10 protein-coding genes are annotated in these 13,101 nt (G+C 57.7%); 8 read left to right on the top strand and 2 right to left on the bottom strand.

Annotation, left to right across the window (positions count from 1 at the left end):
• The first annotated feature begins 12 nt into the window (after window positions 1-12).
• The 6 genes from AC27VJ_RS15640 to AC27VJ_RS15615 all read left to right on the top strand — a co-directional run bounded on the left by AC27VJ_RS15640 (window position 13) and on the right by AC27VJ_RS15615 (window position 7,409).
• Window positions 13-1,029 carry a glycosyltransferase family 2 protein gene (locus AC27VJ_RS15640; protein WP_113089001.1) on the top strand — a complete coding sequence of 339 codons (1,017 nt, stop codon included), beginning with the start codon at window positions 13-15 and terminating at the stop codon, window positions 1,027-1,029.
• On the top strand, window positions 1,026-1,970 hold the full coding sequence (locus tag AC27VJ_RS15635; protein ID WP_488684788.1) for a glycosyltransferase family 2 protein: 945 nt from the start codon (window positions 1,026-1,028) through the stop codon (window positions 1,968-1,970). The genes AC27VJ_RS15640 and AC27VJ_RS15635 overlap by 4 nt, the downstream gene beginning before the upstream one ends.
• Window positions 1,967-2,962, top strand: a complete 996-nt coding sequence (locus AC27VJ_RS15630; protein WP_488684787.1) for a glycosyltransferase family 2 protein — start codon at window positions 1,967-1,969, stop codon at window positions 2,960-2,962. Before AC27VJ_RS15635 ends, AC27VJ_RS15630 begins: the two co-directional genes overlap by 4 nt.
• Window positions 2,963-3,007: 45 nt before the next feature.
• Window positions 3,008-3,913 (top strand): UTP--glucose-1-phosphate uridylyltransferase, encoded by a 906-nt coding sequence (locus AC27VJ_RS15625; RefSeq protein ID WP_488684786.1) that lies wholly within the window; start codon window positions 3,008-3,010, stop codon window positions 3,911-3,913.
• 75 nt (window positions 3,914-3,988) lie between these two features.
• Window positions 3,989-6,337, top strand: a complete 2,349-nt coding sequence (locus AC27VJ_RS15620; RefSeq protein ID WP_113088997.1) for a polysaccharide biosynthesis tyrosine autokinase — start codon at window positions 3,989-3,991, stop codon at window positions 6,335-6,337.
• 127 nt (window positions 6,338-6,464) lie between these two features.
• Window positions 6,465-7,409 carry a 2-hydroxyacid dehydrogenase gene (locus AC27VJ_RS15615; protein ID WP_488684785.1) on the top strand — a complete coding sequence of 315 codons (945 nt, stop codon included), beginning with the start codon at window positions 6,465-6,467 and terminating at the stop codon, window positions 7,407-7,409.
• 12 nt (window positions 7,410-7,421) lie between these two features.
• Here the strand turns inward: AC27VJ_RS15615 and AC27VJ_RS15610 are convergent, their stop codons facing one another.
• Both AC27VJ_RS15610 and AC27VJ_RS15605 read right to left on the bottom strand, forming a co-directional pair.
• On the bottom strand, window positions 7,422-10,358 hold the full coding sequence (locus AC27VJ_RS15610) for a hybrid sensor histidine kinase/response regulator (protein WP_488684784.1): 2,937 nt from the start codon (window positions 10,356-10,358) through the stop codon (window positions 7,422-7,424).
• 138 nt (window positions 10,359-10,496) lie between these two features.
• A complete protein-coding gene (locus AC27VJ_RS15605; RefSeq protein ID WP_488684783.1) occupies window positions 10,497-11,711 on the bottom strand; it encodes a TIGR03862 family flavoprotein in 1,215 nt (404 codons plus the stop codon).
• 82 nt (window positions 11,712-11,793) lie between these two features.
• On the opposite strand from AC27VJ_RS15605, the gene AC27VJ_RS15600 reads away from it, so the two are divergent.
• Window positions 11,794-12,384 (top strand): IMPACT family protein, encoded by a 591-nt coding sequence (locus tag AC27VJ_RS15600; protein ID WP_488684782.1) that lies wholly within the window; start codon window positions 11,794-11,796, stop codon window positions 12,382-12,384.
• 43 nt (window positions 12,385-12,427) lie between these two features.
• Window positions 12,428-13,096 carry a pseudouridine synthase gene (locus AC27VJ_RS15595; protein ID WP_488684781.1) on the top strand — a complete coding sequence of 223 codons (669 nt, stop codon included), beginning with the start codon at window positions 12,428-12,430 and terminating at the stop codon, window positions 13,094-13,096.
• Window positions 13,097-13,101 lie beyond the last annotated feature (5 nt).

Genomic DNA, 13,101 nt, shown 5'->3' with positions numbered 1-13,101 from the left:
GGGCTAACAGCCATGAAATCACAGAATATTCCCAACGTGAAAACATTGATCGTCATTCCCTGCCTCAACGAAGCACGGACGATTGATGACCTGCTGTTGAAATTTTCCAGCACCCTGAACAATACCGAAGACCGCATCATCGTCGCCGATGGCGGCAGCACGGATGGCACGCGAGATATCGTCGCCAATTTTTCCATGCAGGACCCTCGTGTCGTTCTGCTTGCCAATCCCAAACGTATCCAGAGCGCGGGCATCAACCTCGCAATCGAAATGTTCGGTGCCGGTTATGATTATCTCATCCGCATCGATGCTCATGGCGATTACCCCGATGATTATTGCCAGCGTCTCCTGGAGGACGCGGTTCAGACCGGCGCGGACTCCGTTGTGGTGGCCATGGATACCGTCGGTCATGGCACCTTCCAGAAAGCCACTGCGATTGCCCAGAATTCCAAACTCGGCAATGGCGGCTCGAAACATCGCGAAGGCGCAAAGGGTCATTGGATCGATCACGGCCATCACGCGTTGATGCGCATATCCGCCTTCATGATGGTTGGCGGTTACGACGAGAGCTTCAGCCACAATGAAGATGCCGAACTGGATTACCGGCTGCGCAAAGCGGGTTTCCGCATATGGATGACCGATAAGACCCGCATGACCTATTATCCGCGTTCCAACGTGCGCCCGCTGTTCAAGCAATACCTGGCCTATGGCCGGGGACGCGCGAAAAATCTGCTCAAGCACCGGTCCCTGCCGAAAATCCGGCAGATGATTCCGCTCTCCGTCATGCCTGTCGCGCTCTTCGCACTGCTGGGCGTGTTCCATTGGGCAGCGGTCATTCCTCTCTGCCTTTGGATTGCCGCATGCCTTGGCTACGGCTTGTGGATGGCCATCGCCGAAAAGAATTCATATGGCCCGCTGGCTGCCTTTGCCGCGATGGTCATGCACTTTGCATGGTCTACCGGCTTCTGGCTGGAGCTTGTCAGCTCGCTCGGCACACCGGCCCCCATGGCGAGAAAGGCAACGACATGACCAGCACCTCGCTCACTCCCCTATCGGAAACGATCAAGGTCGATATCGGCATCTGCACCTATCGCCGCCCGGCGGTCGTCGCGACGCTGAAATCCCTGTTCGAGATGGATATTCCGCATGGCGTCAGTGTTCGCCTAATCGTGGCGGATAACGATGCCGAACCCAGCGCGCAGGCATCCATCGACAAGCTGCGGGAAGCATCGCCCTTCGAGATCACATACGTTCATTGCCCGAAATCGAATATTTCCATCGCGCGCAACGCCTGCCTGTCGGCCTGCGAGGCCAACTTTCTCGCCTTCATCGATGACGATGAAACCGCGCCGCGCGAATGGCTATCGGAGCTGCTGAAAACCGCACAGGAAACCGGCGCTGAGGCCGTGTTGGGCCCTGTGACGGCGATCTATAAATCCAATGCGCCGGGCTGGATGCGCAAGGGTGATTTTCACTCCACCTTCCCGGTCTGGGTCAATGGCGATATCATCACAGGCTACACCTGCAACACGCTGCTGCGCATGAAAGCGCCGTCGGTCGAAGGCCGACGCTTTGCCCTGTCTCTGGGGCAAAGCGGTGGTGAGGACACGCATTTCTTTTCGCATATGCACGCCGCCGGTGGCCGCATCGCCTATGCTGAAAAGGCCGTCCTCTCAGAACCGGTGCCGGAAACACGCGCCAGCTTCATGTGGCTTGCCAAGCGCCGCTTCCGCTCAGGCCAGACCCATGGCCGGTTATTGGCGGAAAGAAAGCCCGGTGCACGCCGCGTCGCGCAGGTCGCGATAGCAGGCTCGAAAGTCCTCTTCTGCGCAGGTTTCGCATTGCTGACATGTTTCGATCCGGTGCGCCGGAACCGCCAGATGCTGCGGACTGCGCTGCATATGGGCTCGGTCAGCGGTGCATTTGGCGTTCGTGAAATACGCCAGTACGGCACCGTGGAGGCCACATGATGGACACCACGAACCAGTTGGATGTGACATTCGTCATCGCAGCCTATAATTCTGCCGACACAATCGTCCCGGCCATCGAAAGCGCCCTGTTGCAAGAGGCTGTGACGCTGGAAGTTGTCGTCGTGGATGACAAATCCTCAGATACCACCCGTGATGTCGTAGCCAGCATCGCAGAGCGCGACCCGCGCGTTCGCCTGATTGCGCTGGAGAACAATCTCGGGCCCGGTGGCGCCCGCAATGCCGGTATCGACGCGGCCCTCGGCCGCTGGATTGCCGTCCTCGATTCCGATGACGTGATCCACCCCAACCGCACAACACGCATGATTGCGCGTGCCGAAACGGCCAAGGCCGATATCGCGGTCGATAATCTCGATGTCGTCTATACGGATGGCCGCGCTAAGGAAACGATGTTCGAAAATGCGTTTCTGGAGCAGCGCGGTGTCCTGACGCTGGAAGACTTCATCGCCTCGAACATCTTGTTCCGCTCCACCTTCAACTTCGGCTACATGAAGCCGATGTTCCGGCGTGATTTTCTCGACGCGCGGAAGCTGCGCTTTCATCCGACACTGCGGATTGGGGAAGACTATCTGCTTCTGGCATCGGCGCTCGCCGTTGGCGGCATCTGCGCCATCGAGCCCTCACCCGGCTATGTCTACAATATTCGCGAAGGCTCGATCTCGCGTGTGCTTGAGCTTCACCATGTCGATGCGATGATTGCGGCGGATGGGGAATTTCTGGCCAGCCACACGCTTTCGCCCGCCGCCATGACCGCCCAGACCCAGCGAACACGCAGCCTCATCGAAGCGCGCCATTTCCTGATGCTGGTATCCGGCATCAAGCGCCGCTCGATTTCCGACGTCTTGAAAATCGCCGCGCGCGATCCGGTCGCGTTGCGGCATCTGCGTATGCCGATTGAGGTGCGACTGAGAAAGCTGCGCGACTCCCTATTCCCCTCTTCCGTTACCACGGGGATGAAACGGCAAGCCTTATAATTTTTGCCTGAAATTCGATACTCGAAATCAATCAAGGAGAATGCCATGGACCTTAGTAGGACTGTCAGAAAAGCTGTTATTCCCGTTGCAGGAAACGGAACGCGCTTCCTGCCTGCGACCAAGGCGATGCCGAAGGAAATGCTGACGATTGTCGACCGGCCCGTTGTGCAATATGCCGTCGATGAAGCCATGCAGGCCGGTATCGAACATATCATCTTCGTGACCAGTCGCAACAAAACCGCCATCGAAGACTATTTCGATAGCGCGCCCGAACTCGTCAACACGCTGACGCGCTCCGGCAAGACCATGCAGGTTCTCCAGCTTGAGAAGATGCTGCCGGTCGCTGGCACCGTCAGCTATACGCGCCAGCAGGTTCCGCTCGGTCTTGGCCATGCCGTATGGTGCGCGCGCGAACTCGTGGGCAAGGAGCCTTTCGCGCTGCTTCTGCCGGACATGGTGTCTTACGGCGCGCGCGGCTGCATTGCCGGTCTGATGGAACTTTACGATGAAGTGGGCGGAAACATTCTCGGTGTCGAGGAATGCTCGCCCGAGGAAACCTCCTCCTACGGCATCGTCGGCGTTGGCAACGCGGTCAGCCACGGCTTCCAGGTCACAGAAATGGTGGAGAAGCCGGAACCTTCCAAGGCTCCGTCGAATTATTACCTGAATGGCCGCTATATTCTGCAGCCGGAAATCTTCGATATCCTCGCCAAGCAGGAGCGCGGCGCGGGCAATGAAATTCAGTTGACGGATGGAATGAAGCGTCTTGCCGATACACAGCCGTTCCACGGCCAGAAATTCACTGGACGCACATTCGATTGCGGCAGCAAACAGGGCTTTATCGCAGCCAATGTCGCATTTTCACTGATGCGATCCGACATGGAAGCCCAGGTTCTGGCCTCCATCAAGGAACTGGTCCTGAACCACGAAAGCCGCGTCAAAGCGGCCTGAGACATAACGTTGAGGGAGGCGGGAAGGCAGAAGAACTGCCTTCCCGCTCGCCATTTTTAAACACAAGGTGGGTCCATGCACCACAAGACCTTTAGATCGAACATCAATTTCCCGGATCAGTCCAAGGATTCCGACACGTTCATCGACCTCGACCGCCTCTGGGCCGCCGTGGTGCGCCGTGCGAACATCATCGCGGCCTGCGTCATTGCCACGATGGCGCTCGCGGGGCTCTATCTCGTTCTTGCCACGCCCGTTTACACGGCCATGACGCAAGTGCTTCTCGATGACAGCCTGTCTCGCTACGCGGAAGAGGAAGCTCCCATTCCCGCCGCGCAGGTCATCGACAACCGCATCGCAAGCGCCGTCGAAATCCTGAAATCCAAGGAAATGGCGCTGACTGTCGTGGACAAGGCGGCGCTTGATAAAAACGAGACCATCGTCAACCCACCCATGTCGCCGATGGATCTGGTAAAATCCTCCGTCAAAGGCGTGGTCGATCTCCTGACACCGAATTCTCCGCCAGCCTCCGAAGACGCATTGCGCAACGGTCGTCGTGAAAAGGCAGCCGCTATCATACAGCAGGCGCTGACGGTCGAGCGCGTGGGACGAAGCTCCGTCATCGCCATCTCCATCCGCTCCACGGACCGGCAGCTGGCAACACAGATTGCCAAGACCTATGCCAATTCCTATCTGACCGAGCAGCTGAACGCCAACTTCGATGCCACGGAACGTGCTTCCGTCTGGCTGCAGGAGCGTCTGACCGACCTCAACCAGCGTTCGCAGGCAGCCTCTCTTGCCGTCGAAAAATACAAGGCTGCCAACAATATCGTCTCGTCTCGGGGCGAGTTGATGTCTGAAAGCCAGCTTTCGGATCTGAACGGCCAACTCATCGCAGCACAGGCAGATGCCGCAACCGCTTCGGCGCGTTACACCCAGTATAAGTCGATTGTCGATCAGGGCCCGGATAACGCGGTCAACAACGCGATCGTTTCTGCCCGCGATACTGATAACACCGTCATTCAGGATCTTCGCAAGCGTTACATCGCGATTTCCGACCGCGAACGCGGCGTCGTCCAGCAGTTCGGCAAGGATCACCCCCAAGCTATTGCTCTTGAGAGCGAAAAGGGCGATCTCGCTCGCCAGATTTATCAGGAGCTTCAGCAGCTAACGGGTAGCTTCAAGAACGACTTCGACGTTACGCAGTCACGCGTTCAGTCTCTGCGCGAAAACATCGACCGCGTTGCCGGGCGCAACTCCGAAGCCAACATGACCCTGGTCAAGCTTCGCGAGCTTGAGCAGCAGGCAGCGGCACTGAAGACGCTCTATGAATCCTATCTCGGACGCTTCGAAGAAGCATCCCAGAAGCAGTCCTTCCCGATTGCCAAGGCCCGCATCATTTCCGATGCCGGTCTGCCGACCTCTCCGTCCAGCCCGAAGAAGACGATGACAATGGCGCTGTCCATCATCCTCGGCCTGATGCTGGGTGGCGGCGTGGCCGCGGTTCTGGAATTCCGTGACCGTTACTTCCACACCGGCAACGATGTGCGCGACAATCTGCGTATGCGCTTCCTCGGCTATCTACCCTTTATCGGGGAGAAGGGCGTCGAGACGGCCAAATCAGAAACGGGTGCAGCAACACCGGAACTGCCGGATACGGACATTGAGGATAACGGGCAGGTGTCGTTCCAGAAGATGCTGCGCCTTGCGGTGGACAGCCCGCGTTCCAGCTTCACCGAGACGCTGCGCAACGTAAAACTGACCGCCGACGTCGTCATTCAGGAACGGGAATGCCGCGTCATCGGCGTCATCTCCTGCCTACCCAATGAAGGTAAGTCGGTTGTTGCGCTCAATCTCGCTGGTCTCATCGCCACCACCGGCAAGCGAACGCTCGTCGTGGACGCTGACATCCGCAATCCCGGTCTTAGCCGCATGTTGACCACACGCCAGTCCGCAGGTCTGGTGGAAGTGGTGCTGGATGAGGTGCCGTGGACGAAGGCCGTGAAGGTGGATAGCCGGACGAAGATGGGCATTCTGCCGGTTTCCACCAGCAACCAGTTCGCCCATTCCAGCGAATTGCTTGCCTCATCAGGCATGCGAAAATTCATGGAATCCGCACGTGAAGCCTGCGACTACATCATCGTCGACCTTGCACCTGTCGTACCTGTCATCGATGCCAAAGCGTTTGCATCACAAGTGGATGGCTTCGTCTTTGTGACCGAATGGGGCAAGACGCCAATCCAGATGGTGCAAAACCTGATGAGCCACGAGCCGCAGATTGCCAACAAAACACTCGGCATCGTGCTGAACAAGACCGACATGACCGAGTTGCAACGTTATGCGGGTCCGGGCGGCTCTGAACATTATCACGAGCAGTTCTCCGCCTATTACGGCGATGCCAAGAAGCCGGTCACCGAACCGGCATAAGCCAAACCAGAATGCCCGCTTCATGCGGGCATTTTTTTGCCCGACGTTTGGGAATTAAATGCTGGATTTGGCGGGGAGTTTTCCGCATTGATGTCACCCATATCGATATCAGCGCAGGACATTTTCCATGGTCTCCCCCATCGCTTTCGTTTCCCGCACAACTGATGCCAATGAGGCCGAGTGGATTGAAATCCTGTCATCCGCCTTGCCCGGCGAGACGATTGTGTCGATCAAGACGATGACGGAAGAGCAGAAGGCGCAGGCGGAAATTGCCATCGTCGCCAATCCCGATCCCACCGATATTGCCAAGCTCACGGGACTGAAGTGGATACATAGCCTGTGGGCAGGCGTGGAGCGTCTGGTTGCAGAGCTTGGTACCACGGCACCGCCCATCGTGCGCCTGACCGATCCCGAACTGTCGCGCGTGATGGCGGAAGCCGTTCTGGCCTGGACCTATTATCTCCATCGCGACATGCCCGCCTACCGCGAGAACCAGCAAAAGGCCGTATGGTCAGAACTCGAATACCGCCACCCCAAAGACGTGACGGTTGGTCTGTTGGGTTTGGGTACGCTGGGCACTGTTGCGACGGAGCGGCTGCTCCATGCCGGTTTCAACACCATCGGCTGGAGCCGCTCGCTGAAAGCACTGGATAGCGTCGAAACGTTGTCGGGCGAGGAGGGGCTGACCACACTGCTGGAAAAGAGCGATATCCTCGTCTGCCTCGTGCCGTTAACCGCCGATACGAAAGGGCTGCTGAACAAGGAACGCCTCAGCCAGATGAAGTCGGGCGCATCCATCATCAACTTCGCACGCGGTGCTGTCATCGTGTCAGATGATCTGATCGCAGCGCTGGATGAAGGGCAGATCGCACATGCCGTTCTGGATGTTTTCGAGCAAGAGCCTCTGGCGGAACAATCACCCTTCTGGCAGCACCCGAAAGTAACCGTTCTTCCGCATATCTCGGCCCCCACGAACAGGGAGACATCCGCGCAAATCGTGGCGGGTAATATCAAGGCCTGGCGGCAAACGGGAACTCTGCCAGTAACCGTGGATATGGCCCGCGGTTACTGACCTCGATCCAATTTACTCGCTCAGCGCCTGCGCGATGGCGAAGCGAACATCGGCTTCGTTATAAGGTTTGCAAAGCAGAACGGAGCCTGCCGGGGCATTGCTCGGCAGGAAATTGTCTCCTGTTGCGAAGACGATCCCGACAGAGGGTTTGCGCTCCTTGATGATGACCGAGAGATCGGCGCCATTCATGTCAGGCAAACCGACATCCGTTACCAGCACGTCGATCTCTTCCCTGTCGATGAGGTCGATGGCCTGGGTGGCATTCGCTGCCTCCACCACCATATGACCGCCTTCAATGAGAATATCGGTCGTATTCATACGGATCAGCTCGTCATCTTCCACAAGCAGCACCCGCATTGAAGCCTTACTACGAAGCTTCGCGATCAGGTCCTGATCCGTGGATCGCTCCTTGCTCGATTCCGCACGCTGTTTCTGGTTGGCGATGACATGGCGCAAACGTCTGGCCAGCGCCTCGCGCGTGTAGGGCTTGGAAAGAAGCTCGACACCTGCATCCAGCTTGCCACCATGCACGATGGAATTTTCCGTGTAGCCCGACGTGAAAAGAATAGCGAGATGAGGCAAGCGCTCCTTCGCGCGCCGCGCCATTTCACTGCTTTTCAGGGGCCCCGGCATGACGACATCGGTAAAGATGACGTCGATGGGAACGCCGCTTTCAGCAACGGTCAGACCCGCCTGCGCATCACGCGCCGTCAGAACGCGGTAGCCGAGATCCGTCAGTGTTTCCACGACAGTGCTTCTGACCTCATCGTCATCCTCGACAACAAGAACCGTTTCCGTACCGCCGACAATCGGGCCGCTCTGCACGACGATTTCCCGGTCTTCATCCGAAAGCGACCGAGGAAGATAGACCTTTACCGTCGTGCCCTGCCCGACTTCGCTGTAAATCTTGACGTGACCGCCGGACTGCTTGACGAAACCATAGACCATGGAAAGGCCAAGACCTGTGCCCTTGCCTTCTGGCTTCGTGGAGAAGAACGGCTCGAAGACCTTGTCCAGGATTTCAGGCGACATGCCGGAGCCTGTGTCTGTCACAGCCAGCATCACGTATTGACCTGCCTCGACTTCGGCATGGGTGCGGGCGTAATCCTGATCCAGCGCCGCGTTTCCAACTTCGATGGTCAGCTTGCCAGAGCCTTCCATCGCGTCACGGGCATTGATGGCAAGGTTCAACAGTGCATTTTCCACCTGCGTCGGGTCGGCATAGGTATTCCATAATCCGCCCGCCGTAATGACCTCGACTTCGACAGCCTCACCGATGGAGCGGCGCAGCAGATCATCCATCCCAGCCACGAAGCGGCCGACATTGATAACGCGCGGCTCCAGCGCCTGACGGCGACCGAAGGCCAGCAACTGGCTTGCGAGCTTCGCGCCACGGCTGACGCCCGCCAAGGCATTGCCCACCCGCCGCTCGGCGCGCTCATTGCCAGCAACGTCTTTGGCTAGAAGCTGAAGATTGCCCGCAACGACCTGCAACAGATTGTTGAAGTCATGGGCAACGCCACCGGTCAACTGGCCGATGGATTCCATTTTCTGCGCCTGTTGCAGCGCGCGTTCCGCCTGCCGACGCTCGGCAATTTCCGCAGCGACGCGGACTTCGAGGCCTTCATTCAACTGCCGAAGCTGGTCTTCCGCCCGCCTGCGGTGGCGGATTTCGCGCTCCAGATTGGCGGAATGTTCTTTCAGCGCCGCTTCCGCATCGCGCTGTTCAGTAATGTCGGTGTGAACGCCAACCCATTCTGTAATGGTGCCGCTCTCGTCCAGAATGGGAACGCTGCGGATAGCGAATGTGCGGTATACGCCGTCGTGGCGGCGCACGCGGTGTTCCCAGACATAGGTGGATTTGGTGGCAACGGCGCGGTTCCAGCTATCGATGGAGCCTTCGCGGTCTGCGGGATGAACGGCTTCCGCCCAGCCATAGCCCTGATATTCATCGATGCTCTGCCCGGTCAGCCCGGCCCAGCCAGCCTGTTCGCCCAACATCTTTCCATCCGGGCTGTTGGTCCACAACACGCCATGAACGGCATCGACCGCCGCTCTGAAGCGATTGTTGGAGACCATCAATTCCAGCTCGGCACGCTTGCGCGTTTCGATGTCGATGATCAGAACATAGCAGCCATCGACCTCACCCTTTGCTGTGCGGCGGGGAACGTGGCGAATTTCTGCGGTGCGGGTGGTGCCATCCGGGCGCAAGATCGCCGTGTCGTGGATGACGGTCTCTCCAGCCATAGCGCGTTCGATGTAGGGCAGTCGGGCATGATAGAATGTCTCACCGACAACATCGACGGCCCTTCGTCCCAGGACGTCCTCTGGACGATAATTGAACCAGTCGAGATAGCCCTGATTGGCAAAGCGATAGACGTGATCGCGGTCGATGAAGCCCACGAGAATGGGCAACGCATCCGTCAGACGCCCCAGCTCTTCCCGGCTTTCGGCAAGATCAATAACCGCTTTGACCTTGTCAGTATTTTCCAGCACCGTGCACAGCACGCCATCGACAGTGCCGCCGTCATTATGGATCGGCGTGTAGAACAGATCGAACACGACCTCTTCCGGCTGCCCATTGCGGTTCAGCACCATTTTCTGATCGCGGAAAGACTGGACCGCTCCACGAAAGCCCGCTTCGAGGATTTTCTGGTTCCAATCCCAAATTTCTGGCCAGATAGCCGGAACCGTATCGCCCAGCGCCTTGGGATGATAATTCCCGGCGATTTCGATGTAGCCGTCATTGTAGATCATGACGTGGTCTTTGCCCCACATCAAAACCTGCGGAATGGGCGAGTTGACGACGGAATTGACCTTATGGCGAAGATTGGCGGGCCACGATGAAATCGGGCCGAGCGAAGTTTTCGACCAATCGAAATTCCGGACGAGCGTACCGGCTTCGCCACCACCGATCGGCCATTGGCCAAATGCAAAACTATCAGTCATCAAACATCACCAACAAGAGCAACGGCTCTTATCCACCCATAGCCGCAGTCAGATATCCCGACGGGCCTCACCAATTTATTCGAAGAAACTTATCAAGCTTTTTTTTGGCGCAGACGCAATAGCGCTTGCATGATATAGTTAGCTCTCGTGTTTCAGCCAAGAGATAACACCTTCGGCAGCCGCTTTTCCTGTCGCAAAACAAGCGGTTAAAAGATAACCGCCTGTCGGCGCTTCCCAGTCCAGCATTTCACCAGCCGCAAAGATTCCCGGCAGCGGTCTGAGCATGTAATTTGCATCAATCTCGCGCCAGTCGATTCCACCCGCGCTGGAAATCGCCTCCGCAATGGGCCGTGGCGAGGTCAGCGCAATCGGCAGTGCTTTCATCAGGGATGCGACCTCTGTGGAGGAAAGCGTCGCGATATCAGGCCTGCACTCTCGCAACAGCGCGATCTTGACCGGCGAAAGCCCCGCCGCCTTTCGCAATCTGTTGGAAAAGCTGTCTTTCCGTGGGTGGCGTTCCAGATCTTTTGTGAGACGGCTTTCTGTCCGACCGGGCGCCAGATCAACGATCAGCGAGGGCCTATCCGCAATCGTAAAGGCATCACGCAAAGCTGCAGCGTGGGCATAAACCAGACTGCCCTCAACACCGTGCTGCGTAATCACGAACTCGCCCTCGAAACGTCCCGCCTCAGAACTCACCGCGACAGACTTGACCGGCGTTCCAGCAAATCGCTCGCGAAAGTAATCGCTCCAATCCACGTCGAAGCCGCAATTGGCGGGCTGGAAATTATTGATGGCAACGCCTTTATCGCAAAGCCAGGGAACCCAGGCAGCATTGGAACCCAGCTTTGGCCAGCTGGCACCACCAAGCGCGATGAGTACGGCGTCACTTTTGACCGTGATCTCTCCGGCTGGGGTCTCGAAGACAAGCGTATCATCTTCAAAACCCACCCAAGGATGGCGGGTCTTGATCTCCACCCCCTGGCTTTCCAGCCTCGATAACCACGCGCGCAAAAGCGGTGATGCCTTCATGGCAATGGGAAACACTCTGCCGGAGGTTCCAACAAAGGTTTCCTGCCCGAGCGAAAGCGCCCACTCGCGCAGCATGTTGGGGGTAAACGCATCAAGCGCAGTTTGAAGTCTGTCCTGCGCCGCGCCGAACCGCCCGACGAAGTCGCCATAGTCTTCGGAATGGGTGATATTCAGTCCCGATTTGCCCGCCATCAGAAACTTGCGGGCAACTGTCGGCATGGCTTCAAATACCGTCACGGCAATGCCCGCCGCAGACAACACCTCTGCCGCCATCAGCCCTGCCGGTCCGCCACCAATGATCGTCACCTGCCTGCCGTGCATCGTCCAAATTTTTCCAACATGGTTGCTCGTTACCCGCCTTATAACGATTTGCCCGTCGCGGTACATGCGCTATTGACGAGACATGTTCACACTCAATCGCCCTGAAACATTTTCGCAAGAGATCAAGAAAAGCCGGTTCATCGCATTGGCCAGCCCCATTGCGGATGAGGAAGAGGCGAGACGTTTCATCGAAGAGCAGTCCGACCCCACTGCCACACATAATTGCTGGGCATGGCGAATCGGGCAGGTCTATCGCTTCAACGACGATGGCGAACCATCCGGCACGGCGGGTAAACCCATTCTGCAAGCCATAGACGGACAATCCCTCGATGCCGTCGTGGTGCTGGTCATCCGCTGGTTCGGTGGCATTCTTCTAGGCAGCGGCGGGCTGATGCGCGCCTATGGCGGCACGGCTGCGACCTGTCTGAGAAGCGGTGAGAAGACGCCCGTCATTCCCACGTTTTCAACTGAAATCGAGTGCGGATTTTCCGATTTGGCGCTGGTGAAGTCGCGTCTGGTCGCCGTGCCAAATCTGACGATCACATCCGAAAACTTCACCGCTGATGGCGCACGGCTGAATCTGTCCGTCCCACTTTCATCGACGGATGAGGTGGCCAAGATGGTGATGGACCTGACCAGCGGACGCGTGACGGTTCCCCTGCCGGATCGGTGAGCAATGCACCTCGCCTTCCCTCAATTTCATGCTATGAGGCAGCATGACATCCGAGCTTGCCAACCCGGTCTATAATCCCCCGATGGAGCCCTACGTTTCGATCATCTATCGCGACGAGGATTTCATCGTGCTCGACAAGCCGAGTGGCCTGCTGTCCGTCCCCGGTCGTGACCCGGCCTTGGCGGATAGTCTGGCGAGCCGGGTGCAGAAACAGTTTCCCAAAGCATTGATGATCAACAGACTGGATAAGGATACATCCGGCATCGTGCTGATGTCCCTTAACCGCAAGGCCCACGCCGCCATCGCATCACAGTTCGAAAACCGCACGACGCAGAAGTCTTATATTGCTGTTGTCTGGGGTACCGTTGCTGACGATGACGGCCATATCGACCTGCCGCTTGCCATCGACCCGGACAACAAGCCACGCCATCATGTCGATTATGAGGGTGGGAAATCCGCGCAGACCGAGTGGCATGTTCTGGAACGCCTGCCGCTTCCCGCCACACGGTTGCGGCTTCACCCTTTGACGGGCAGAACCCATCAGTTGCGGGTGCACATGAAAGCCCTTGGCCACCCGATCCTCGGAGACGAATTCTACGCGGATGGCGAAGCCCTTGCCGCTTCCGACCGTTTGTTGCTGCATGCCGAAGAACTAGGCTTTCGCCACCCGGATGGTCGCGATATGACATTCACGATTCCCTGCCCTTTTTGAGATGA

The sequence above is a fragment of the Agrobacterium sp. 20P9.1.2 genome (genome assembly GCF_057799395.1).
Note: the sequence above shows the minus strand (reverse complement) of the source record. Positions and strands in the feature narration are given on the sequence as shown.

Coding starts and splice junctions, on each gene's coding strand:
- AC27VJ_RS15630 (WP_488684787.1), top strand. CDS start 1,967: ATGATGGACACCACGAACCAGTTGGATGTGACATTCGTCATCGCAGCC.
- AC27VJ_RS15600 (WP_488684782.1), top strand. CDS start 11,794: ATGTTCACACTCAATCGCCCTGAAACATTTTCGCAAGAGATCAAGAAA.
- AC27VJ_RS15605 (WP_488684783.1), bottom strand. CDS start 11,711: ATGCACGGCAGGCAGGTGACGATCATTGGTGGCGGACCGGCAGGGCTG.
- AC27VJ_RS15640 (WP_113089001.1), top strand. CDS start 13: ATGAAATCACAGAATATTCCCAACGTGAAAACATTGATCGTCATTCCC.
- AC27VJ_RS15615 (WP_488684785.1), top strand. CDS start 6,465: ATGGTCTCCCCCATCGCTTTCGTTTCCCGCACAACTGATGCCAATGAG.
- AC27VJ_RS15625 (WP_488684786.1), top strand. CDS start 3,008: ATGGACCTTAGTAGGACTGTCAGAAAAGCTGTTATTCCCGTTGCAGGA.
- AC27VJ_RS15610 (WP_488684784.1), bottom strand. CDS start 10,358: ATGACTGATAGTTTTGCATTTGGCCAATGGCCGATCGGTGGTGGCGAA.
- AC27VJ_RS15595 (WP_488684781.1), top strand. CDS start 12,428: ATGACATCCGAGCTTGCCAACCCGGTCTATAATCCCCCGATGGAGCCC.
- AC27VJ_RS15620 (WP_113088997.1), top strand. CDS start 3,989: ATGCACCACAAGACCTTTAGATCGAACATCAATTTCCCGGATCAGTCC.
- AC27VJ_RS15635 (WP_488684788.1), top strand. CDS start 1,026: ATGACCAGCACCTCGCTCACTCCCCTATCGGAAACGATCAAGGTCGAT.